Origin of the sequence: Devosia sp. Root413D1 (genome assembly GCF_001425235.1) — a bacterium.
Classification (GTDB): Bacteria; Pseudomonadota; Alphaproteobacteria; order Rhizobiales; family Devosiaceae; genus Devosia_A.
Window position 1 is genome coordinate 683,325 of the sequence record NZ_LMEA01000001.1, and the last position, 22,901, is coordinate 706,225.

Below are 22,901 nucleotides of genomic sequence, written 5' to 3' on the forward strand. Positions count from 1 at the left end.
TGATCGCCGCCATTGCGGGTGTTGGGGGCGATACTATGCGGATATTGACTGGAACTTTACTTGGCGCGCTGCTTGCAACGACCGCATTGCCGGCCTTTGCCGCCGACCTGATCATCGAGGAGACGCCGATCGCGGTGCTCCCGGTGGTGGGTTCGTCTACCGGCTTCTATGTCGGCGCCCATCTCGGGCCGACCATCATCGGCGTGGATTACGATCCGGATGTCGATCCGCCCGAGCTTTACCAGTTCTCGAAACCCAGTCTGACGGCGGGCATCGCATTTGGTTGGGACACCATGCTCGGTTCCAACCTGGTCGGTGGCATTGAGCTACGCTACGACCTGTTCAACGCAGCATTCTCGCCCTACGAGGATGCGCTTGGGGCCGATCTGTACCGCTTCCAGGACACACTCTCGCTGACCGGCAAACTCGGCTACCTCGTCGCGCCTGGGACACAGGTCTATGGCGTACTCGGCTTCGGCTCGGCGGGCTTCTCGGCCTTCGCCGGCCTCGACGATGAAACAGGACGCGCATCTGGGCTCGTTGTCGGCGTGGGCGCCGAGACACGACTGACCGACCTGCTCAGCGCAACGGTGGACGTGCGCTACTTCAGCGCGTTCGATGAGTATCTCGTCTCGAACGATACGTCGTTCCTGCCGCGCTACCTCGCGGTCACCGCCGGCCTAAAGTTCCGCTTCGACGACGGACTCGGCCACATGGTCGAGGATCCCACCCAGATCGATTTCGACTTCACCGGCCCGAACGTTTCGGTCTCCGCCCTGGCGGTCGCCGCCAGCATGGAGCGCGATATCCTGGTCCCGGGCGCCGACACCGGCCCGTTCTGGAGCGAAGGCGTCGGCGTCGGTATCGGCCTTGGCTACGATTTCGACATCGGCAATGGCTGGGTGATCGGCGCGACTGCCAACCTCGACTACACCCCGCTGGTGTTCGACGACGCGGCGGGCAACTCACCCGACGTGGACGCCCCCACCAAGTTCGCAACAGTGGACACGGTGATCAGCGCCGGCGCGCGCCTGGGCTTCAAGACCAATCCGTCGACGCTGGTCTATGGCAAGCTCGCCATCGCCGGTATCAACACCCACGCCAACGAAGAGTTCTTTGCCCTGGACGGCGGCGGCAGCGCGCTGTTGCCGGCAGTCCAGCTCGGCCTCGGCGTCGAAACCGCGATCGCCGACCAGGTGACGCTCGGTGTCGAGGGTAACTACACCGCGGCGACCAGCCCTCTCGTCGTCAATAACTCGCAGCCTGAACAGGTCGACCTGTGGCCCACCCTGCTGACCGGCAAGGTGACGCTGAAGTACCACTTCTGACCGGCGGTACGCCGCCGGTAACCCTTTGACATCGCCGGGACAAGACGGCTTCGTTGCGAGATGTTAGCCTCCGGCACTTTGCGCGTGGAGGATGAGACATGGCAAGGAAGCCGACCCCTGAGGCAGCTCCGGCTGATGCGGCCAAGGCTGGGGTGGTGTGGCGCGAAGACGCCATGCAGACGCAGTTCGCCAACGTGGTGAACGTGCAGGGCACCCGCGAGCAGGTGGATATCTTCTTCGGCACCAACCGCACCTGGAACGCCGAGTCCGGTGGGCAGGTCACGGTGGAGCTGTCCAACCGCATCATCCTCACCCCGCTTGCCGCCAAGCGCCTCTCGACCATTCTCGCCAATGTCCTGCGCGAGCACGAGCGCCGCTACGGCACGCTCGAGGTCGAATAAGCACGACATGTCATGAGCGACAGACGCCAGGCGCTGGAGGATCGGGACGAGGCCGAAATCATCACGCGGCCTGCCGGTTCCTCTGACGGCGCGCTCTGGCGGCAGCTGCTGGGCTCGGACGAGCCGCAGGGCTTCGCCGCCGCCTTCCTGGCCCTGCAGGCGCAGCAACTGGCTGGCGTGCGCTCGAGCGCCGTGTTCGAGATCGCGGCCGGCGGTCTGAAGCCACTGGCGACGTGGCCAGCCAACGCGGCGATTGCCGATCTCGAAAGCCTCGCCGCCCTGGCGGTTACCGAGCAGCGTCCGGTATTGCGCCAGGCTGGTCGCGGCGCGCGATCGCGCCGGGTCATTGCCCAGCCGGTGGAGGCCGGCGGCAAGCCCGTTGCCGTCGCCGTGGTGGCGCTGAGCGTCGATGATGACGATGCCGAGGCGCCGGCGCGGCAGATGCGCCAGCTGCAATGGAGCATCGCCTGGCTGCGCGAGTATTTCCAGCGCGGCGGCGATGCGGACCTGCGCGGGGAGCGCGACCGGTCGCGCGCTACGCTCGAGCTGCTCGCCACCGTGGTCGATCGGGGCGATTTCCGCACCGCGGCGCTGGCCGCGGTCACCGAAATGGCGCTGCGCTTCGGCTGCTCGCGCGTCAGCCTCGGCTTTGTGCGCTGGGGCCGCACCCACGTCGCCGCCATCTCGCACACCTCGACCTTCTCCACCCGGATCCAGCTGGTGCAGCAGATCAGCGGCGCGATGGACGAAGCCATCGACCAGAAGTCGATCCTGCGCTACCCGCCGGCCCCCGAGGATGTGGTGTTCACCACGGCGCATGCCGCGCTCGCCGCCGCGCACAAGGGCGGCAACATCCTCACCGTGCCGCTGCTGGTGGTCGACAGCTTTGCCGGCGCCATCTGCTTCGAGCGTCCGGTCGAGCAGCCGTTCGACGAGGAGACGGTGCGCCTGCTCAGCGTCGTGGCGGCCGCCCTCGGCCCGGTGCTGACCGAGAAGCGCCGCAATGACCGCTGGCTGGTGGTCAAAGCCTGGGACAGCCTGACCCAGCAGCTGCAGAGGCTGCTCGGCCCCGGGCACCTGGGCCGCAAAGTGGTGGCGCTCCTAGCGCTCATCGTGGTGGCGGTGCTGTCGTTCTGGACCGATACGTTCCATGTCGTCGCCGACGCGCAGCTCGAGCCGGCCGAACGGCGCGCCGTGGTCTCCGCCTATGATGGCTACGTGCAGACCGCATCCGCCCGCGCCGGCGACCTGGTCAAGGCCGGGCAGGAACTCGCCAGCCTCGAGGATCGCGAGCTCAGCCTCGAACGGCTGCGCTGGGTCACCGAGCGCCAGCAGCATCAGTTCGAATATGACCGGGCGCTGGCCTCACGGCAGCCGGCCAATATCAACATCGTCAAAACCCAGATCGAGCAGGCCGACGCGCAGATCCGCCTGATCGACGAGCAGATCGCCCGCACCCGGCTGATCGCGCCGTTCGATGGGCTGGTGGTGCGCGGGGACCTCAGCCAGCGGATCGGCGCCTCGGTCGGGCGCGGCGAAACGCTGTTCGAACTCTCGCCGCTCTCGGGATATCGCGTCGTGGTGACCGTCGGCGAACGCGATATCGGTGAGCTCACGGTCGGCCAGCCCGGCGAGGCGGTGTTTGCCTCGCTGCCCGAAGAACCCATCCCGATCGTCATCGATCGGATCACCCCGGTGGCGCTGGAACACGCCGGCGGCGTCGGCTTCCGGGTCGAGGCCACCATATCGGGCGATCTTTCCCGGCTCCGCCCCGGCATGACCGGCGTGGCCCGGGTGGCGATCGATCGCCGGCCGGTGATCGCCATCTGGCTCAGGCCCTTCCTCGACTGGATGGGCCTCGTCTGGTGGCGGCTGGTGCCGTAGGCGCGCCATGGCCCAGTCGCTGTTCAGCTCCTCGTGGTATCGCGTCAGTGGCTTGCAGCCGCGGCTGCGCGGCCAGGCGCGCATCCACCGGCAGCGCTTCCGGCGCCGCATCTGGTACGTGCTCGAGGACCAGCAGAACGGCAAGTTCCATCGGCTGTCGTCCGCGGCCAACCTGGCTGTGGCGCTGATGGATGGCCGGCGCAGCATGGAACAGATCTGGGACATGGTGGGCCAGAAGGCCGGCGACGACCCACCGACCCAGGATGAGATGATCCTGCTGCTCTCGCAGCTGCACGCCGCCGACCTGCTGCAGACCGAACTGCCGCCGGATTTCACCGAGCTGGCGGAGCGTTCCGCCAAGACCGCGCGCAGCAACGTCATGTCGCGGCTGAAGAACCCCTTGGCGTTGCGCATGCCGCTATGGGATCCGGACCGCTTCCTCGAAGCCACGGCCTGGCTGGTGCGGCCGATCTTCACCGTCTACGGCCTCCTCGCCTGGATAGCACTGGTGATTTCAGGCCTCGTCGTCGTCGCGCTCAACTGGGGCGCGCTGCAGGCCGCCGCCGGCGGTCAGCTGATGAGCGCCGGGAACCTGGCGATGATCGCCCTCGCCTACCCGGTGGTGAAGGCGCTGCACGAAGCCGGGCACGCCTATGCCGCCAAGGTGTTCGGTGGCCATGTGCACGAATTCGGCCTGATGCTGCTGATCCTGGTGCCGGCGCCCTATGTCGATGCCACGGCCGCCACGGCCTTCGCCAGCAAGTGGCAGCGTATCGTGGTCAGCGGCGCCGGCATCATGGTCGAGTTCGGCCTCGCCGCGCTCGCGGCGATCTTCTGGGCCAGCGCCGAGCCCGGGCTGGCGCGCGAAATCGCCTTCAGTGTCATGCTGATCGGCGGCGTGTCGACGCTGTTGTTCAACGGCAACCCGCTGCTCCGCTTCGACGGCTATTACGTGTTCATGGATTGGCTGGAGATCCCCAATCTCGCCACCCGGGCCAATCGCTATGTCGGCTACCTGGTGCAGCGTTATGCCTTCGGGCTGACCCAGACCGAGAACCCCTCGCATGAGCCTTCGGAACGGGTCTGGCTGTTCTTTTATGCCATCCTTGCCTTCATCTACCGCATCGTCTTGAGCCTCGGCATTGCGCTGCTCATCGCCACCCAGCTGTTCTTCATCGGCGTGCTGCTGGCGATCCTCACGCTCTCCACCACATTCGTGATCCCGGCGGCCAAGATGCTGGGCTACCTGTTCTCGTCGCCGGCCCTGCACAACAAGCGGCGGCGCGCCCTGACGGTGAGCGGCGCGGCGCTGGCGCTGTGCGTGATCCTGGTCGGGCTGTTGCCGCTGCCCTATGCAACGGTGGCGCAGGGCGTTGTCTGGCTGCCGGGCGAGGATGAGGTGCGGGCCGGCACGGCCGGCATCGTCACCGAGTTCATGGCCGCCGATGGGGCGAGCGTTGCCGCCGGCGCGCCGCTGCTGCAACTCGAGGATGCCGGCATCGCGGCCCGGCGCGCGGTCATCGATGCGCGTCTCGCCGAGCTCAGCCTCCGCTACGAGGCCCTGCAGTTCACCGATCGTGTGCAGGCAGCCGAGACGCTGCAGCAACGCGACCACGTCGCGGCGCAGCGCCGCGATCTCGACACGCGCGAGGCGGCGCTGCTGGTTGCCGCCCGGGCCGGCGGGCGGTTCATCGCCGTTGGTCCCAACCTCGTCGGCCGCTACGTCCGCCAGGGCGAACTGCTGGGCTATGTGGTGAGTTCGGAAGACCCGATCATCCGGGTGGTAATTCCGCAATCCGAGGTCGATCTGGTGCGGGCCCGCACCGACGGCGTCGAGGTGCGCTATTCCTTTGATCCGGGCACCGCCTTGCCGGGCAGCGTCACCCGCGAAGTGCCGACCGGGCAGAACGACCTGCCCAGCCTCGCCCTCGCGGCGCGGGCCGGCGGCGATATCGCCGTCACCCACAGCGCCGACGGCACGCCCGTGGCGCTCGAGCGGCTGTTCGTGATCGACGTGACGACCAAGCGCCCCGAGGGGCTCCTCGCCTATGGGGCGCGCGCCTATGTGCGCTTCGACCATGGCGCCGAGCCGGTCTACCAGAGGCTGCAGCGTGCCGTACGGCAGACGCTGTTGCGGGTGTTCGGTGCCTGACGCGCCCGCCTCGAGCTTCGCGCTGCCGGCGCTGAAGCCCTATCCGGTGGTGCTGCCGCCGGAGCGCAAGGGGCTCGATAAGCACGCCCATGCGCTGCTCGCGCGCCTCAGCCTGCCCTTCGCGCGCCGCCACCTGCTGGCGCTGCAGCATGCCGTGCGGGTGGCCGGCAGGCTGGAGCCGCAGTTCGCCGGTCTCGATGACGCGGCCCTCGACCGGGCGGCCCGCGATGTGTCGATGCGCCTCCGGCGCCATGGCGTCGAGAAGATGCCGCTGCGCGCCGAAGCGCTGGCGCTGATCCGCGAGGTGACGCAACGCACCCTCGGCAATCGCGCCTATGACGTGCAGCTCCTCGGGGCGGCGACGCTGATGGCCGGGCACATCGCCGAAATGGCCACCGGCGAGGGCAAGACCATGACCGCGGCGATGGCCGCGGCCCTCACCGCCCTTGCCGGGCGGCCCGTGCATGTGGTCACCGTCAACGATTATCTCGCTGAGCGCGATGCCGAACTCGGCCAGCCATTGTTCAGCCGGCTCGGCTTTACGCTCGGGATCGTCGTTTCCGGCCAGCAGCTGGCCGAGCGGCAGGCCGCCTATGCCTCCGACATCGTCTACTGCACCAACAAGGAACTGACCTTCGACGCGCTGCGCGACCGGCTGGTGCTCGGCGATGACGACGGCGACACGCGGCTGCGCTTCGAGGCGTTGCGAGGCGAAGACACCCGGCAGAAGAAGCTCCGGATGCGCGGCCTCGTCGCTGCCATTGTCGACGAGGCGGACAGCGTGCTGGTCGACGAAGCGCGCACCCCGTTGATCATCTCGGAAAGTGCCCCACTGCCATTCGACCTTGCCGCGGCCCAGGAAGCGCTCAGGCTGGCCGAGCTGCTGCAGCAGGGGCGCGATTACGAGGTGGTGGCGCTCGAGCATCGCGTCGGCCTGACGCCCTCCGGCCGCGAGACCATTGCCGATTTCGCCCAGGGGCGCGGTGAGCAGTGGCGCGGCGTGATCCGGCGCGAAGAGCTGATCCGCCAGGCCATCTCGGCCATCCGGCTGTTCCATCGCGACCACCACTACATGGTGCGCGAGAAGAAGGTGGTGATCATCGACGAGCATACCGGCCGCGCCATGCCCGACCGCAGCTGGAGCGACGGTCTGCACCAGCTGGTCGAGATCAAGGAAGGGCTGGAGCCGAGCGCAGCGCGGCGGACGCTGGCCCGCATGACCTACCAGCGCTTCTTCCGCCGCTACCAGTATCTGGGCGGGCTCACCGGCACGGCAAGCCAGGTCGCCGGCGAACTGAAGCTGGTCTATGGTCTCGACGTCGTCCCCATCCCCACCCACCGCAAGCTCCAGCGGGTGACGGTGCCCGCCAGCGTCCATGGTTCGGCCGAGCGCCACTGGCAGGCCGTCATCGAGCGGGTTCGCCAACTGCATGAGCGCGGCGCCCCGGTGCTGATCGGCACGCGGTCGGTCGCCTCTTCGATCGAAGCCGGCAAGCGCCTCGGCGAGGCCGGCCTGCCGCATCAGGTGCTCAACGCCCGGCAGGATGCAACCGAAGCCGAGATCATCGCTGGGGCCGGCAATCGCGGCGCCATCACCATCGCCACCAACATGGCGGGGCGGGGGACCGACATCAAGCTCGGCCCCGGCGTCGAGGAATTGGGCGGCCTGCATGTGGTGATGATCGAGCGGCACGAAGCGCGCCGCATCGACCGGCAGTTGGCCGGGCGCAGCGGCCGCCAGGGGCAACGTGGCCGGTTCGAGCCGATCCTGTCGGTCGAGGATCCGATCCTCGTCGATGGCGGCGGCAAGTGGCTGGCCGGCATGGCGCGCGGCGTTTTGGCGGTGCTCGGTTCGCGCGGCGCGGCGTTCTGCATCAACCTGGCCCAGCTGCGTCTCGAGCGCACCCATGCCGGCATGCGGCGGTCGCTCTTGCGCAGCGACGCGCAACAGGCCAAGACCCTCGCCTTCTCAGGACGTGGAGAATAAGCATGCGGCTCGCCGCTCTCTGCCTGTTGCTCGGTTTCACCCTCGCGGCCCCGGTCGTGGCGCAGGACAGCACCACGGGGCTCTTCGATTGCGTGGCGAGCCCGGCGCGGACGGTCAAGCTCGGCAGCCCGGTCACCGGGCTCCTCGCCGAGATGAAGGTGCGGCGCGGCGACCCGGTGGAAGCCGGCCAGCCGGTAGCGCGGCTCGAATCCTCCGTCGAGGAGGCCAATGTCCGCCTTGCCGAAACCGAAGCCGACGCCGGCGAGGCGATCGCGGCGCAACGTCAGCGGCTCGACGTGGCGCTGGCAACGCTGGAGCGTTCCCGCGCCCTGCTCGAGTCCGGCTCGGTCACCCGCTCGCGGATCGATGAGCTCGAGGCGGCAGTGGAGATCACCCGGCTCGATCTCGCCGGGGAAGAGCGCAAGGCCGAACTGGCCGCGCAGGAGCTGGTGCGGCAGCGGGCCATGCTGGATCGGATGACCATTCACGCGCCGATCGCTGGCGTCGTCACCTCGATCGATACCCAGGTCGGCGAGTTCGTCCGCCAGGACTCGATCATCGCCACCATCGTCCAGACCGATCCGCTGCTGGTCGATGCCTATCTGCCCACCGAATTGTGGGCGAGCACCAAGCTCGGCGCCGACGTCGCGGTGGAGATCGACCGTCCGGAACCGGTCAAGCTCAAGGGCCGGATCATCGTCGTCGACTCGGTCTTCGACACGGCATCCAACACTTTCGGTGTCCGCGTCGAACTGCCCAACCCCGGCAGCACCATCCCCGGCGGGCAACGCTGCCGGCTGGATCTTGGGGACGGCTGAGCCCGGCGCAACAACGTTGTCGCCCTGATCAGTTCCGGCCGAGGATGCTGTCGGCGGCCTTCTCGGCGATCATGATCACCGGTGAGTTGGTATTGCCCGAGACGATCGTCGGCATGATCGAGGCATCGACGACCCGCAACCCCGCAAGGCCGCGGACCCGCAACTGGCTGTCGACCACCGCCATGGCGTCGTCGCCCATCCGGCAGGTGCCGACCGGGTGGAAGATCGTCGTCGCGATGTCGCCGGCTTTCCTCGCGAGGTCGGCATCGTCCTCGAACCCGGGGCCGGGGAGGAATTCTTCCGGCTCGAACTGAGCGACGGCCCGGGTCCGCATCAGCGTCCGCGCATGCCGGATCGAGTTGGCAGCGACCAGCCGGTCATTCTCGGTGGCAAGGTAGTTGGGCCGGATCTTCGCCGCAGCCGCTGGCTCTGGGCTTTCCATGTGGACGGTGCCGCGGCTCTCGGGGCGGAGGTTGCAGACCGACACCGTCACCGCCTCGAAGCGGTGCAGCGGCTCGCCCAGCCGGTCGGTCGACAGCGGCTGCACGTGATACTCGAGGTCGGGGGTCGCGAGGCGCGGGTTCGAGCGGGCGAAGATGCCGAGCTGGCTCGGCGCCATCGACAGGGGACCCGAGCGCCTGAGCGCATATTCGAGCCCCATGCCGGCGCGGCTGACGAGGTTGTGGTAGCGCCCGTTCAACGTCCTCGCGTGCTTGATCTTGAATACGGTGCGGATCTGCAGGTGGTCCTGCAGGTTCTCGCCCACCCCATCGAGCTGGTGGCGCACGGCGATGCCGAGCCGCCCCAGCAGCTCGGGCCGGCCGATGCCGGAGAGTTCGAGCAGCTTGGGCGAGTTGATCGCCCCGGCCGAGAGGATCACCTCGCGCCCGGCCGTCGCCTCGACCAGCCGCCCGCGGTGGCGGAAGCGCACGCCGGTGGCCTTGCTGCCGCTGAGCAGGATGGTTTCGGTCTCGGCGCCGGTCAGCACCTGAAGATTGGGCCGTTTCAGCACCGGTCGCAGGAAGGCCTTCGACGTATTCCAGCGCACGCCGGCGCGCTGGTTCACCTCGAAATAGCCCGAGCCGAAATTGTCGCCGGCATTGAAGTCGGTGACCCGCGGGATGCCGAGCTCCTCGGCCGCCGCCTGGAACGCATCGAGGATCGGCCAGCTCAGCCGCTGCTGCTCCACCCGCCATTCGCCGCCGCCACCATGCTGCGCCGAGCTGCCACCATGGTGGTCCTCGGATTTCAGGAAGTAGGGCAGCACATCGTCCCAGCCCCAGCCGGAATTGCCCAGCTGTCGCCAGCCGTCATAGTCGGCGGCCTGGCCGCGCATATAGATCATGCCGTTGATCGATGAGCAGCCGCCCAGCAGCTTGCCGCGCGGATAGTTGAGCGAGCGGCCGTTGAGCCCAGGCTCCGGCTCGGTCCGCATCATCCAGTCGGTGCGCGGGTTGCCCATCGTGTAGAGGTAGCCGATCGGGATATCGACCCAGTGGTAGCGGTCGCTGCCACCCGCCTCGAGCAGCAGCACCCGGTTACGAGGATCGGCGCTCAGCCGGTTGGCCAGCACGCACCCCGCCGAACCCGCGCCGACGATGATATAGTCGAAGGTCCCAAAACTCTCAGTCACTACTGCCGGCCCATTTCCGCCCAGACCGGCTGCATCGCGCGCGCCAGCTGCTCATAGAGGCCATAACGGCGGGCATAATGCGAGCCGCTTTCCCGGTCGGGCGCAAACTGCCTCGCCGGCGCAGTCATCGCCCGGGCGCCCTCCGCATAGTCGTGGAACAGGCCCACCCCGGTCGCCGCCGCGATCGCCGCGCCAAGCGCTCCGGTCTCGCGTCCGCGCGCCACCGTCACCGGCAACTCGAGGATATCGGCGAACATCTGCGGCCACACCGCGCTGCGCGAGCCGCCACCCGACAGCGTCACATCGCGGATGCCGATCCCGGCCCGCTGCAGCACCTCGACATGGCCGCGATGGCCGAAGGCCACGCCTTCGAACAGTGCGCGCATCAGGTGCGCCTTGCTGTGCCAGCCGGCGATGCCATAGAAGCCGGCGCGAGCGTTGCCGTCCCACGGCGCGCCATAGAGGTAGGGGTGATAGATCGGCACATCGGCCGCCGCGTCGACCGACGCCACCAGCTCGCCCGCCCTGTCGAACGGCTTGTCTTCGTTGTGCATGAACTGGTGCACGATCCATTCGAGGTTGGCGGCGGAAGTGGCGCTCGATTCGATGGCGAGCCAGCGGCTGCGATCGAAGCTCGACTGCATGAACACCCTGTCATCGTCGACCGGCGCATCGCAGATCACCTGGTTGATGCTCCAGGTGCCGGCGATGATCGAGGCGGCGCCCGTGGCGGTCACCCCCGACCCCACGGCGCTCGCCACCACGTCGAACAGCCCGGCGACCACCGGCGTGCCGGCAGCAAGGCCGGTGAGGGCCGCAACGTCCTCGGTGACGTGGCCCGCGATGTCGCTGCTCTCCAGCACGTCGGGCAGTAGTGGCATGGCGTCCTCGAGCCCATAAGCCGCCAACAGCTCGACCGAGTAACGGCGCGATGGAATGGCCAAGAGCCCGCAGCCGCTCATATCGGTGGTGTCGGTGACGCGGGCGCCGGTCAGCCGGCCGACGACGAAATCCTTGCACAGCAGCACCGTGCCGATCTCGGCATAGAGGTCAGGACGATGCCGCTTGATCCAGGCGAGCAGTGTCGGGGTCTGCGCCCCCCACGGCTTCTGCCGCGCGATAGCCAGGGCGTGGTCACCGACATCGCTGGCGTGCCACTCGGCGGCCAAACCCGCCGCCCGGGTATCGAGCGACTGAATGCCGAGCAGCGGCTTGCCGGCGCGATCGAGCGCATAGAGCCCGTTGCCGTGCCCGGCACAGCCGACGGCACGGATGTCCCGGGCATTGACGCCTGACTTCTCGATGCAGGTCCGGATCACCGTGATGGCGTTGCGCCAGAGTTCATCGAGGTCGCGTTCGACCTGGCCCGGCGCCGGCATCGACGATTGGCCGTCGAGCGCCGCGACGGCGAGCTCGCGTCCGGTGGTATCGAACAGGATCGCCTTGATGACGGTGTTGCCGGCATCGAGGCCGAGGAGATAGTCGGTCATGGTCAGCCCTGCTGGTAGCGCGCCCAGGCGTCGCCGCCGCTGGCGTTGTCGTGGATGATGGCCATCAGCCCGCGCACCACGGCGGCCGGGTTGGCGTGCTGGTAGATGTTGCGGCCATAGACCATGCCGAGAGCCCCCTGCCGCATCAGCGCCGCCGACTTGTCGAACACGGCGCGAAGGTCCTCCTTGCCGCCGCCACGCACCAGCACCGGGCAGCGCGCCGCCTCGACCACCCAGTGGAAATCCTCGGCATTGTTGGTCGGGTCGGCCTTGATGATGTCGGCGCCCATTTCGCGGGCCAGCCGGGTCAGCGTCACGATCTTTTCGGCGTCCCCATCCACCATATAGCCGCCGCGCTCGGAATTGCCCTGCATCACCAGCGGCTCGATCATCAGCGGCATGCCGTATTTCTCGCACTCGGCCCGCACCCGCGAAATGTTGGCGACGCACTGGCGGAACAGGTCCGGCTCGTCGGGCAGCATGAAGAGGTTCACCACGACGCACGCGGCGTCCAGCTGCAGCGCACCGATCAACGGTTCGGCCTCGTTCTGCAACAGCGCCCACATCGAGCGGTGCCGCTGCTTGTTGTAGGGGTTGCCCATGTCGAGCCGCATCACCAGCGCCGGCTTCTCTTTGCCCGGCATTTCCTGCAGCAGGTCGGCCTGGCCGTAATTCATCTGGATGGCGTCCGGCCCTGCCGCGACCAGCGCGGAGACAACGGCTGGCATATTCTCGAGGCCGTCGAGGAAGCTCGGCTCGTTGCACACCCCATGGTCGATGGCGACATCGAGGCAGCGGCCCTGGCCGAACAGGCGGTTCATGCGGACTTTGTGGTTTGCCATTCGGCGGTCCCCGGATTGCGAGAAATGAGGGTGGCTTCGTCGAGCCCATGCCGATCGGCGAGCTCGCTGAGACATGCGGCGCGGGCTGCTGCGCGCCGGGCGGCGTCCCAGCCCTTCAGCTGGCCCAGCTGCGCCAGCGTCGCGTCGATGGCGGCCATCGACAGCGCGCCGGTAATGGCGATGGTGGTGCGGCGCAGCAGCAGGTCACAGAGCGTCTCCACCTGTTCGGTACGGATCAGGTGGTCGATTTCGCGGCGCGAATAGCTGGTGCCCGGGATGGGCTGGTCGCTCCCGCTGCCGATCTCGATGGCCACCGGCTTTGCTCCGGTGCCATAGCGTTCCAGCAGTTGCGCGACGCGCCCCGGCGCAACGCCGGTGTCAGCGGCCACCGTCGCCGACCACACGCCGGGATCGGCCGGAAAGTCGCGGCCGCCACCGATCGGCAGGTCCTCGGTATCGGCAGTGCGGACCAGCTCCAGGCGCTCGAGCACCATATCGGCGGCCAGCGCGCCGAAGGAGCGGAAGGTGGTCCACTTGCCGCCGATCATGCAGAGCGTCGGGATCGCGCCCTCGACCATCTGGCAGAAGTGATCGCGCGGGATGCGCCCGGTAACGCTGTCGGCGCTGGCCGGCAGCGGACGCACGCCGGCAAAGCGGAAGACGATCTCGTCATGCGCGACGCGGATGGTCGGGAACACCTGCGCCAGCGAGGCGAGGATGTAGTCGCGCTCGTCATCGTCGCAGCGCACGCTGTCCGGATCGTCGACGCGGATGTCGGTCGAGCCAACCAGCACATTGCCGAGATAGGGAAAGACGATGCAGATCCGGCCGTCCTCGTTCTCGTAATAGACCATGTGCCCGTCGAGCGCCTGGGTGAGCTCGGCATTGGCGACCACCAGGTGCGAGCCCTTGGTGCCGCCCAGCATCGGGGCATTGCTGGCGCCGATGGCGGCATTGGTGAGGTCGATCCAGCCGCCGGTGGCGTTGACGATCAGCTGCGGCGCGATCGGTACGCTCGTGCCGTCGATGCGGTCGCGCAAGACGAGCCCGCCAGCCTCGCGGGCAATCTCCGCGTGGTTGAGCGCAATGGCATTGTCACCCGCCGCATCGCGCAGCATCTCGATGCCGAGCCGCTCCGGCCGGCTCACCCAGGCGTCGAAATAGGTCGCCGATGCGGTGACCGCCGGGTTGAGCGCCGGCCAGCGCTTCAGCGTTGCGCCGCGCGAGCGGAACTCATGCGCGGGCAGGGCGCGCCGGCCGCCGGTGAACAGGTCATAGAGCGTCAGCCCGGCTTTGATCACCACCGCGCCGCGCCTTGCCGGTTGCCGGGTCAGCCCGAGGAAGCGGAAGGCGCCGTTGAGCAGCCCCGAGAACGTATCGAAGATCGGCACCGTGGTCGGCAGCGGCGCCACGAAATGTGGCGCGTTCTTCAGCAGCCGGTCGCGCTCCAGGAGGCTCTCGCGCACCAGCTTGAACTCGCCATTCTCGAGATAGCGCAGCCCGCCATGCACCATGCGCGACAGCGCCGCACTCGCTCCCGAACAGAAGTCGGACTTTTCGGCCAGCACCACGTCGACGCCGTTGAGGGCGAGCTCGCGATAGACCGAGATGCCGTTGATGCCGCCGCCGATCACCAGCACCGACATGGCGGGCCGGGCCTTGAGCCGCGCGATGCTGTCCGCCCGGTTCATGCGATGGCCACGAGATGTGCTGCCGCCGCCCGGTCGATCACCGCCAGCTCGTCGCCGCCGAGCACCAGTTCACCGGCGCGCGCATTGTCGATCGCCTGCGCCGGGTTGCGCGCCCCGCAGAGCGCAAACGTGATGCCGGGCTGCTGCAGCGTCCAGGCGATCACCAACTGCGCCACGCTGGCGTTCCTCGCTGCCGCGAGCGGCGCGATCTCTGCCGCGAAGGCCTGCGCATGGCGCCGGTTCTCGACGGAAAAGCGCGGGTCGTCGCGGCGCTGGTCGTCGCCGGTGAACTGGCGCTCTGCCGACACCGTGCCGGTGAGCAGCCCCAGTGCCAGCGAGGAATAGCTGAGCGTCGCGACCTGGTGCCGTGTCGCGATCGGCAACAGCGTCTGCTCGATGCCGCGATCGAGCATCGAGTAGCGCTCCTCTATGGCGTCGAGCTGGCCGGCGTCCACGTAACTCGAGAGCTCCGCGGCATCGAGGTTGCTCGCCCCGATCGCCCGGATCTTGCCCGCCTGCTTCAGCTCGAGCAGCGCCGCCATCGTCTCGGCAACCGGCGTGGTCGGGTCCTGCCAATGGGTGATGTAGAGGTCGATATGGTCGGTGCCGAGGCGCCTGAGGCTCTGCTCGACCTCCCAGGCGATGCCGTCGGCGCCCAGATAGCGGTGCACCGGCTTGCCGGCTTCGTCGAAGAAGTGGTTGCCCTTGCCGTGCTGCCAGTTGAGCCCGCATTTGGTGGCGATCACCACCTGATCGCGCTTGCCGCGGATCGCCGCGCCGACCAGCTCCTCGCTGCGGCCGAGGCCGTAAGCCGGGGCGGTATCGATCAGCGAAATGCCGGCGTTGATCGAAGCTTCGATCGCCTTGATGGCGGCGGCTTCGTCGGTGCCGCCCCACATCCAGCCCCCGATGGCCCAGGTGCCAAGGCCGACGGCCGATGCAGGAATGCCGGAGCGGCCGATCAGGCGAGTAAGCTGAGTCACGAATGGGCCTCGGAAAGTGCAATGACGCTGCGGGCGGTGGCCTCGTCGGTCACCAGCGTGTCGAGATGGTTGCCGCGCATGGCGGCGAGGATCGGCGCGGCCTTGTTGGGGCCGCTGGCGACGCCGATGGCGTGCGGGATGCCGGCCAGCTCTTCGAGCGTCAGCGCCACGAGGTTGCGGTTGGGCGCGTAGTCGGCGAGTCGTCCCTCGCCGTCGATCAGGTGGGCCAGCAATTCGCCCGCCGCCCCCGAGCGCTCGATATCCCGCCGGTCGTCCGACGAGCCGGGCAGCAGGTCGTAATAGCTGGAATCGTCGCTGAGGATCGAGCCGATGCCGACGATCGCGAGGTCTGCCTCGCGGGCTCGCCGCAACACCTCGCCCACCGAGCGCATGCTCATCACCATGCTGCGTTCCGCCTCACTGTCGGCAAACAGCGGCGCGTGCATCTGGTAGGCGCGGCCGCCCAGCTTGTCGGCCAGCGTCGTCGCGATGTGGTTGACGTCGGTATAGTGCTTGCCCTGCACCAGGCCGGTCGCCGGCACCACCTCGACATCATAGCGGCGGGGTGGCTTGATCCCGGCAATCAGGGCGCTCAGCCCCTTACCGCCGGTGACGCAGAGCCGGTCGCCATCCTTGATCAGATCGAGCACCAGGTTCGCCGCCACCGTGCCGACGCTCTGCAGCGTCGTCTGCGGATTGTCCGACACTGTCGGCGCGACGAGGGCCCGGCTGATGCCGCCGATGGCGCAGAGCTGTTCCTCGATGCCGACCAGGTGCTCGATCGGCGATTTGATCTTGATCTCGACCAGCCCGAGCGCCCGGCCGCGCTTGATCAGCCGGTTGACGGTGGCGTGGCTGATGCCGAGGACCGTCGCGATCTCCGCCTGGGTCTGGCCTTCGACGAAGTGCATGACGAGCGCCTGATGCATCTGCCGGGCTGCGGCGATGTCGTCGCGGGTGGAACTGGGGGCCATGGGAGTACTTTCTCTCGCCGGGAGGTCAGGATTTCCGGCGGTTGAGGAAATGATCGATCGAGACGGCAGCCAAGAGGATGCAGCCCTTGATCATGTCCTGCCAATAGACCGACACATCGAGCAGGATCAGCGACGAGGTCACCACCGAGAGCAGCGCGATGCCGAGGATGGCGCCGAAGATGGTGCCGGCGCCGCCGGTGAGCGAGGCGCCGCCGATTACCGCTGCGGCGATGATGTTGAGCTCCATGCCGACCCCGAAGGTCGGTGTCGCCGCGCCGAACCGGCTCATGTAGATGACCCCGGCGAGCCCGGCGAGCGTCGAGCACAGCACCGTCACCCAGAACTTCACCTGCCGGGTGCGGATGCCCGAATACTCGGCCGCCTTCTCGTTCGAGCCGGTGTAGAACACCTTGCGGAACGCCGTGGCGCGGCGCAGCAGGAAATCGAACAGCACGACGATCGCGACGAAGATGATGATCACGTAGGGCACGCCCTGGAACTCGCCCTGGCCGATCGCCTTGAACTCGGGCGGCAGGGTGAACAGCGACAGCGGCGTGCCCTTGGTGATGACGAGGCAGAGGCCGCGGACGATCACCATCGCAGCGAGCGAGGTGATGAAGTGGTTGAGCCCGACGACGGTGACGAAAAAGCCCATGCCGGCGCCGACCAGGGCGCTGGCGGCGATGGCGATGAGGCTCGCGGTCCACGGGTCGAGCCCCATCAGGAACATCGAGCCGCCGACCACCATGGCGAAGCAGACCACCGAGCCGACCGCCAGATCGATGCCGCCGACGATCAGCAGCACCGTCATGCCGACCACGACGATGCCTTCGATCGAAAAGCTCATCAGCATGGCGCGCACATTGCCCCACGTCGCGAAGTGCGGTGAGGCAAAGCTCATCGCCACGCAGAGCGCGAGGATGATGACGATCAGGCCGGCCTCGCGCATCGCGCCGAACCGCCCGAGCGACAGCCCACCCCGCACCGGCGGCGCGACCAGCTCTTCCTCTTTGCTAAGCGACATCGGCGAAATTCCCTCCTACACCCGAGGCGAGGCGGATCACCGCCTCCTCGGTCATTGCTCCAGTAACCTCGCCGGCGATCCGGCCGCCGCGGATGACGATCACCCGGTCGCTGACGCCGATCAGTTCGGGCAGCTCCGATGAGATGACGATGATGCCGACGCCATCCGCCGCCAGCTCGCGCAGCAGCTTGTGGATCTCGGACTTGGCGCCCACGTCGATGCCGCGGGTCGGCTCGTCCATGATGATCACCCGTGGCTTCACCGACAGCTGTTTGGCGATCGCCACCTTCTGCTGGTTGCCGCCCGAGAGCGACGAGACCGGATCGCCGATGGCGCCCATCTTCACCCCCAGCCGGGTGCAGAGGGTGATCGCCTGCGTCAGCTCGAGCCGGCGATCGACCAGCCCGTTCCGCGTCAGTTTTCTCAGGTCGAGCGCCGAGACATTGGCGGCAATCGAGAGGTCGAGGAACACGCCCGAGTGCTTGCGGTCTTCCGACAAGTAGACGATGCCCGCTCGGATCGCGTCGGTGTAGTCGGCAATGGCGACCGGCTTGCCGTCGACGCGGATGCTGCCTTGGGTGGTGGGCGCGAGCCCGCAGACGCCGAGCGCGATCTCCGTCCGGCCGGCGCCGATCAGGCCGCCGAGCCCGAGGATTTCTCCGCGCCTGAGCGTGAACGAGACGTCGCTGAACTGCGCGCCATCGCTGAGCCGCTCAACTTCGAGCAGCGGCGCGCCAGGCGCTACCGTTAGCTTTTCGGGGTAGAGCTGGGTGATTTCGCGGCCGACCATGCGGCGCACCACGTGGTCCGGCGTCACCTCGGCAACGCGGTCGGTCGACACGTACCGCCCGTCGCGGAATACCGTGACCCGGTCGCACAGCGCGAAGATTTCGGCCATGCGGTGCGAGATGTAGATGATCGAGATGCCGCGCTGCTTGAGCCCGCGGATAATGCCGAACAGCGCCTGCGTCTCGGCTTCGGTCAGCGCCGCGGTCGGCTCGTCGAAGATCAGCACCCGGCAGTCGAGCGTCAGCGCCTTGGCGATCTCGACCAGTTGCTGGTTGGAAATGGAGAGCGCGCCAACCCGCCGCGTCACCGGGATCGGCGCCAGCCGGTTCATCACCTTCTGGGCAGTGCGGTTGAGCTCGGCGAAATTCATCAGCGGGGCGCGGCGGGCGTTGGTCGCCGCCATCAGGATATTTTCGGCCACCGTCGCGTCCTTACAGAGCGCGATTTCCTGGTGCACCAGCCCGATGCCGAGCCGCTGCGCCTCAGCCGGCGAGCCGATATGGACCGGCAGGCCCTCGAGCCGGATTTCGCCGCTCGATGGGGCAAGGATGCCGGCGATGATGTTCATCAGCGTCGATTTGCCGGCGCCATTCTCGCCGCAGAGCGCATGGATCTCGCCGCGCTCCAGCGTGAAGTCGACCTCGGCCAGCGCCTGCACGGCGCCGAAATGCTTGGAAACCTTGCGGATTTCGAGGACGTTGCCGCCACTCATATCGTCCTCCCCTAAAGAAAAGTCCGGGGCGCCCGCAGGCGCCCCGGTTGTCGCCTGTTACTCTTCGATGCCCTTGGTGCCGCGGCGCTTCAGGTACTTGTCCCAGTAGAAGTCGTCGGCGTTTTCGGCAGTAACGATCGAGAAGCCGTTGTCGACGAACGGCACGGCCATGCCGTTCTTGCCCGAGCGGGCGGTATCGTTCATCGGGTCGATCAGGTCTGGGTGGTTGGCCAGCCACAGCAGCATGAAGCCCATATAGCCCTGCATGCCCTGGTTGGGGTTCACCGAGCCGAAGATCTCGCCGGCCTTGATCATGTCGAGGATGTTGGCGTTGACGTCGGCCAGCATGACGCGAACCTTGCCGCCATTCTCCTTGCTGGCCTGCGCCGCGCCGATCGCCGAATTGGCTTCCGGCATGAACACCGCGCCGAGCTCCGGGTTGGCCTGGATCAGGCTCAGCACCGCCTGGTAGGCCTTGGTCGGATCCTGGTTCGACGCCGCGCGGCCGACCAGTTTCATGTCCGGCCACTTGGCTTCCATGCGGGCGATGAACGCCGCGACGCGCTTGTCGTGGTTGTCCTGGCCGGGGTTCTCCAGCACCGCGTACTCGCCCTTGCCGCCCATGGCCTCGGCTACGGCGTCTGCCGCATACGTGCCCTCGGCGAGGTTGTCGGAGGTGATGAAGCTGACGCGCTTCGAGTTCGGCGAATCTGCTGCGAAGGTCACGACTGCCGTGCCTTGGTCCACGGCGCGGTTGATCGGCTCGATGAACGGGTCGGAGTTCATCGGGTGCACCAGGATGCCGGCCGGGTTCTGTGCCAGCGCCTGGTCGAAGCTGGCGATCTGCTTGTTGACGTCGTATTCGGGCGTGCCGGTATAGGCGGTCTCGCAGCCGAACTGCTGGCCGGCCTGCTTGAACATCTCGTAGACCGGGAACCAGTACTCGACCCCCGAGACCATGACGTTCATCACGTATTTCTCACCCGGCTCGCACTTGAACGGGTTGGCGGTTTCGGCAATGGCGTAACCGGCCATCAGGACCGGGGCAGCCGCTGCGATCGCGAGCGTGCTCAGAATTTTGCGCAAGTTTCCTCCCTCTGGCCGAAGCCAGCTCCAACGGTTTGGTGCCGCCGGCCCGCTGGCCGGTGGTCGATATCTGGAAGCCGGGGCTCCTCCGAACCCGTGGCGTCGCGACCATTGCGCAGGCCCGAATTGACCGTCAAGATAATTCAGTGATTGAAATTTATTGCAAGAATGATCGGCGGATCAGCTGAAAATCGCCCGATCCGCGGCAACGATCCCGGCGAGGTAATCGGCCACCACCGCCACCCGCCTGAGCGCCCTGAGGTCTTCATGCACCACCAGCCAATAGGCGCGCTGCAGCACGATCTCGGGCAGCACGCGCTGGAGCGTCGCATCGCGACGCGCCATGAAGCTGTGGAGGATGCCGATGCCCGCGCCTGCCCGCACCGCCTCGAACTGGCCGAGGGCGGAAGACACTGAAAGGTCCGAAGTCCAGCCCTTCAGCACCTCGGTGGTATAGTCGAGCGCCGGCGAAAAGATCAGGTCGTCGACATAGCCGACCAGCCGGTGCTGGCGCAGCTCCTCGGTCGTTGCCGGGGCCGGGCGGTTGGCGAGGTACGCCGCCGAGGCGTAGAGCCCGAGGGTATAGTCCACCAGCTTTCGCGCCTTGAGCCGGCCCTCACGCGGCAGCTCCAGCGTCACCGCGATATCGGCCTCCCGCCGCGACAGCGAGAAGGTGCGCGGCACCGGCACCAGCTCGAGCCGCAGTCCCGGGTGCTGCTCGGCCAGCGCGCCGAGTCGCGGCGCCAGGTAGCCGACGCCGAACCCGTCCGGCGCCCCGATGCGGACAGTGCCGCTCAACGCCAGGTCACGCGCCGCCACGGCTTCCTGGGCTGCCAGCATCTCGCTTTCCATGCGCTCGGCGAAGGGCAGGAATCTTTCGCCTTCGGCCGAGAGGCTGGTGCCGTTGGTCCGCCGCACCAGCAGCGTGGTGGACAGCGCTGCCTCCAGCGCATCGATCCGGCGCGCCGCCGTGGCGTGATTGATCCCGAGCGCCCGGGCAGCCCCGAGCAGCTGTCCGTTGCGCACCACCGCGAGAAATACCCGGACGTCGTCCCAGTTCATCGAAGGTGAGTCCTTGCACAACGGATGTGGAATCTTGGAGGTTGCTGCGCACCAAGCGTAGAGCGATGACCGCCTGGCAACAAGGAGGATCCATGCGCACCATCGGTCATTTCATCGCCGGCAACCACGTCCCGGGCAGCGCGGCGGCGTTCACCGAGGTCTTCAATCCGGCCACCGGTGAGATCACGGCGCGTGTCGCGCTGGCCGGGGGCGCCGAAATCGACGCTGCGGTCGCCAGCGCCGTGGCGGCGCAGCCGATATGGGCGGCGACCAATCCGCAGCGGCGGGCGCGGGTATTCTTCAACTACGTGGCGCTGCTCAACCGTGAGATGCATGCCCTTGCCGAACTGCTGTCGTTCGAGCACGGCAAGACCATCGAGGACGCGAGGGGCGATATCCTCCGCGGCCTCGAGGTCGCCGAGTTCGTCGCCGGCGTGCCTCATCTGCTGAAGGGCGAGTTCACCGAAGGCGCGGGCCCCGGCATCGACATGTACTCGATGCGCCAGCCGCTTGGGGTGGGCGCCGGCATCACCCCGTTCAATTTCCCGGCCATGATCCCGCTCTGGATGTTCGCCCCGGCCATCGCCGCCGGCAACGCCTTCATCCTCAAGCCCTCCGAGCGTGCCCCATCGGTACCGTTGCGGCTCGCCGAGCTGCTGCTCGAAGCCGGTCTGCCTCCAGGCGTGCTCAATGTCGTCAACGGCGGCAAGGCGGCGGTCGATGCGGTGCTCGCGCATCCCGATATCGCGGCCGTCAGCTTTGTCGGCTCGACCCCGATCGCTCGTTACGTCTATGCGCAGGCGGCCGCCGGCGGCAAGCGGGTGCAGGCCTTCGGCGGCGCCAAGAACCACATGATCGTCATGCCCGACGCCGACATGGACAAGGCCGCCGACGCCCTGATGGGGGCCGGCTATGGTTCAGCCGGCGAGCGCTGTATGGCCGTATCCGTCGCCGTCCCGGTCGGCCGCGACACCGGCGACCGCCTGGTCGCCGCGCTGAAGCCACGGATCGAAGCGCTGCGCGTTGGTCCAGCCAGCGACCCGGCCTCCGAGATGGGACCGCTCGTCACCCGCGAAGCGCAGCAGCGCGTCCTCCGCTACATCGAAAGCGGCATCGCGCAGGGCGCCGAGTTGGCGGTCGATGGCCGCGGTTTCCGTCTGCAGGGCTACGAGCACGGCTTTTTCGTCGGCCCGACGCTGTTCGACCACGTCACCGAGGAGATGGATATCTACCGCGAAGAAATCTTCGGCCCGGTGCTCTCGGTGGTCCGCGCCGACAATTACGAGCAAGCCCTCGGCCTGCCCATGCGCCACGCCTATGGCAACGGCGTCGCCATTTTCACCCGCGACGGCGACACCGCCCGCGACTTCGCCTCGCGCATCAATATCGGCATGGTCGGCATCAACGTGCCGGTCCCCGTGCCGCTCGCCTACCACTCGTTCGGCGGCTGGAAGGCTTCGTCATTCGGTGATCTCAACCAGCACGGCACCGACTCGATCCGCTTCTGGACCCGCACCAAGACGGTCACCGCCCGCTGGCCCTCCGGCATCCGCAACGGCGCGCAGTATCAGATGCCGACCATGGCCTGAGCGGACGCTCCGACCCCGTCCTCAGTCGGCTTGCTCTGCCTGCACGTCGTATTGCTGCCGGGATGCGGCTATGCCGCTCTGCTGCGACCTTGCCCAGGCTGCCAAGGTCAACAGTGGCACGTGCAGCGAGTGGCCGCGCTCGGTCAGTTCGTAGTCGACGCGCGGTGGAATGGTCGCAAACGAAGTGCGTTTCACCAGGCCGTCGCGTTCCAGCCCGCGAAGCGTCATCGCCAGCATCCGATGGGAGACACCAGGTATCGCCCGCTGCAGAGCATTGAACCGCATGGTGCCGCCGGACAGCACGCCCACCACCATGATCGTCCACTTGTCTCCGACCCGGTCCAGGATTTGTCCCAGGGCCTTGCAGTTGGCCGCGCCCTCGGCCGCGTAGTCGATCTCGATCGGCTGCAGGTTGGGCTGGGGCATTTGGCTCTCCTCGGCCGCCGGGTACGGTCA

The 22,901-nt window shown here is 67.7% G+C and carries 18 protein-coding genes; 7 read left to right on the top strand and 11 right to left on the bottom strand.

Annotation, left to right across the window (positions count from 1 at the left end; all coding sequences use genetic code 11):
* Positions 1-35: 35 nt before the first annotated feature.
* From ASC89_RS03300 to ASC89_RS03325, 6 genes are all read left to right on the top strand, one after another.
* Entirely contained in the window at positions 36-1,328 is a 1,293-nt protein-coding gene (locus ASC89_RS03300) for an outer membrane protein (protein WP_162247895.1), read from the top strand.
* 98 nt (positions 1,329-1,426) lie between these two features.
* Positions 1,427-1,729 carry a DUF3467 domain-containing protein gene (locus ASC89_RS03305; protein ID WP_055873839.1) on the top strand — a complete coding sequence of 101 codons (303 nt, stop codon included), beginning with the start codon at positions 1,427-1,429 and terminating at the stop codon, positions 1,727-1,729.
* 12 nt (positions 1,730-1,741) lie between these two features.
* The gene (locus ASC89_RS03310) at positions 1,742-3,613 is read left to right on the top strand and encodes an efflux RND transporter periplasmic adaptor subunit (protein ID WP_055994522.1); all 1,872 of its coding nucleotides are present in this window, start codon (positions 1,742-1,744) and stop codon (positions 3,611-3,613) included.
* A 7-nt stretch (positions 3,614-3,620) separates the two neighbouring features.
* Entirely contained in the window at positions 3,621-5,765 is a 2,145-nt protein-coding gene (locus ASC89_RS03315; RefSeq protein ID WP_055994525.1) for a peptidase M50, read from the top strand.
* Positions 5,758-7,752, top strand: coding sequence for a hypothetical protein (locus tag ASC89_RS03320; protein ID WP_055873829.1), 1,995 nt, complete (start codon positions 5,758-5,760; stop codon positions 7,750-7,752). The genes ASC89_RS03315 and ASC89_RS03320 overlap by 8 nt, the downstream gene beginning before the upstream one ends.
* 2 nt (positions 7,753-7,754) lie before the next feature.
* Positions 7,755-8,570 carry an efflux RND transporter periplasmic adaptor subunit gene (locus ASC89_RS03325; RefSeq protein WP_082527821.1) on the top strand — a complete coding sequence of 272 codons (816 nt, stop codon included), beginning with the start codon at positions 7,755-7,757 and terminating at the stop codon, positions 8,568-8,570.
* 28 nt (positions 8,571-8,598) lie between these two features.
* On the opposite strand, the gene ASC89_RS03330 is transcribed toward ASC89_RS03325, so the two are convergent.
* The 10 genes from ASC89_RS03330 to ASC89_RS03375 form a co-directional block, all read right to left on the bottom strand.
* Positions 8,599-10,203, bottom strand: a complete 1,605-nt coding sequence (locus ASC89_RS03330) for a GMC family oxidoreductase (protein ID WP_055994528.1) — start codon at positions 10,201-10,203, stop codon at positions 8,599-8,601.
* Positions 10,203-11,693, bottom strand: coding sequence for an FGGY-family carbohydrate kinase (locus ASC89_RS03335; RefSeq protein WP_055994532.1), 1,491 nt, complete (start codon positions 11,691-11,693; stop codon positions 10,203-10,205). Before ASC89_RS03335 ends, ASC89_RS03330 begins: the two co-directional genes overlap by 1 nt.
* 2 nt (positions 11,694-11,695) lie before the next feature.
* Complete coding sequence (locus ASC89_RS03340; RefSeq protein ID WP_055994535.1) at positions 11,696-12,514, bottom strand: class I fructose-bisphosphate aldolase; 819 nt, start codon at positions 12,512-12,514, stop codon at positions 11,696-11,698.
* On the bottom strand, positions 12,511-14,226 hold the full coding sequence (locus ASC89_RS03345) for a glycerol-3-phosphate dehydrogenase/oxidase (RefSeq protein WP_055994538.1): 1,716 nt from the start codon (positions 14,224-14,226) through the stop codon (positions 12,511-12,513). The genes ASC89_RS03340 and ASC89_RS03345 overlap by 4 nt, the downstream gene beginning before the upstream one ends.
* The gene (locus ASC89_RS03350) at positions 14,223-15,209 is read right to left on the bottom strand and encodes an aldo/keto reductase (RefSeq protein WP_055994541.1); all 987 of its coding nucleotides are present in this window, start codon (positions 15,207-15,209) and stop codon (positions 14,223-14,225) included. The genes ASC89_RS03345 and ASC89_RS03350 overlap by 4 nt, the downstream gene beginning before the upstream one ends.
* Positions 15,206-16,183 carry a sugar-binding transcriptional regulator gene (locus ASC89_RS03355; RefSeq protein ID WP_055994547.1) on the bottom strand — a complete coding sequence of 326 codons (978 nt, stop codon included), beginning with the start codon at positions 16,181-16,183 and terminating at the stop codon, positions 15,206-15,208. The genes ASC89_RS03350 and ASC89_RS03355 overlap by 4 nt, the downstream gene beginning before the upstream one ends.
* A gap of 25 nt (positions 16,184-16,208) precedes the next feature.
* Positions 16,209-17,132 (bottom strand): ABC transporter permease, encoded by a 924-nt coding sequence (locus tag ASC89_RS03360; RefSeq protein WP_200940413.1) that lies wholly within the window; start codon positions 17,130-17,132, stop codon positions 16,209-16,211.
* A gap of 64 nt (positions 17,133-17,196) precedes the next feature.
* Positions 17,197-18,708 (bottom strand): sugar ABC transporter ATP-binding protein, encoded by a 1,512-nt coding sequence (locus tag ASC89_RS03365; RefSeq protein ID WP_055994550.1) that lies wholly within the window; start codon positions 18,706-18,708, stop codon positions 17,197-17,199.
* 57 nt (positions 18,709-18,765) lie between these two features.
* Positions 18,766-19,794 (bottom strand): substrate-binding domain-containing protein, encoded by a 1,029-nt coding sequence (locus ASC89_RS03370; RefSeq protein ID WP_055994553.1) that lies wholly within the window; start codon positions 19,792-19,794, stop codon positions 18,766-18,768.
* 180 nt (positions 19,795-19,974) lie between these two features.
* Positions 19,975-20,856, bottom strand: coding sequence for a LysR family transcriptional regulator (locus ASC89_RS03375; protein ID WP_055994556.1), 882 nt, complete (start codon positions 20,854-20,856; stop codon positions 19,975-19,977).
* Positions 20,857-20,948: 92 nt separating this feature from the next.
* Between ASC89_RS03375 and ASC89_RS03380 the strand changes: the two genes are divergently transcribed.
* Positions 20,949-22,445 (top strand): CoA-acylating methylmalonate-semialdehyde dehydrogenase, encoded by a 1,497-nt coding sequence (locus ASC89_RS03380; protein ID WP_055994559.1) that lies wholly within the window; start codon positions 20,949-20,951, stop codon positions 22,443-22,445.
* A gap of 21 nt (positions 22,446-22,466) precedes the next feature.
* Here the strand turns inward: ASC89_RS03380 and ASC89_RS03385 are convergent, their stop codons facing one another.
* On the bottom strand, positions 22,467-22,871 hold the full coding sequence (locus tag ASC89_RS03385; RefSeq protein ID WP_055994562.1) for a helix-turn-helix domain-containing protein: 405 nt from the start codon (positions 22,869-22,871) through the stop codon (positions 22,467-22,469).
* Positions 22,872-22,901 lie beyond the last annotated feature (30 nt).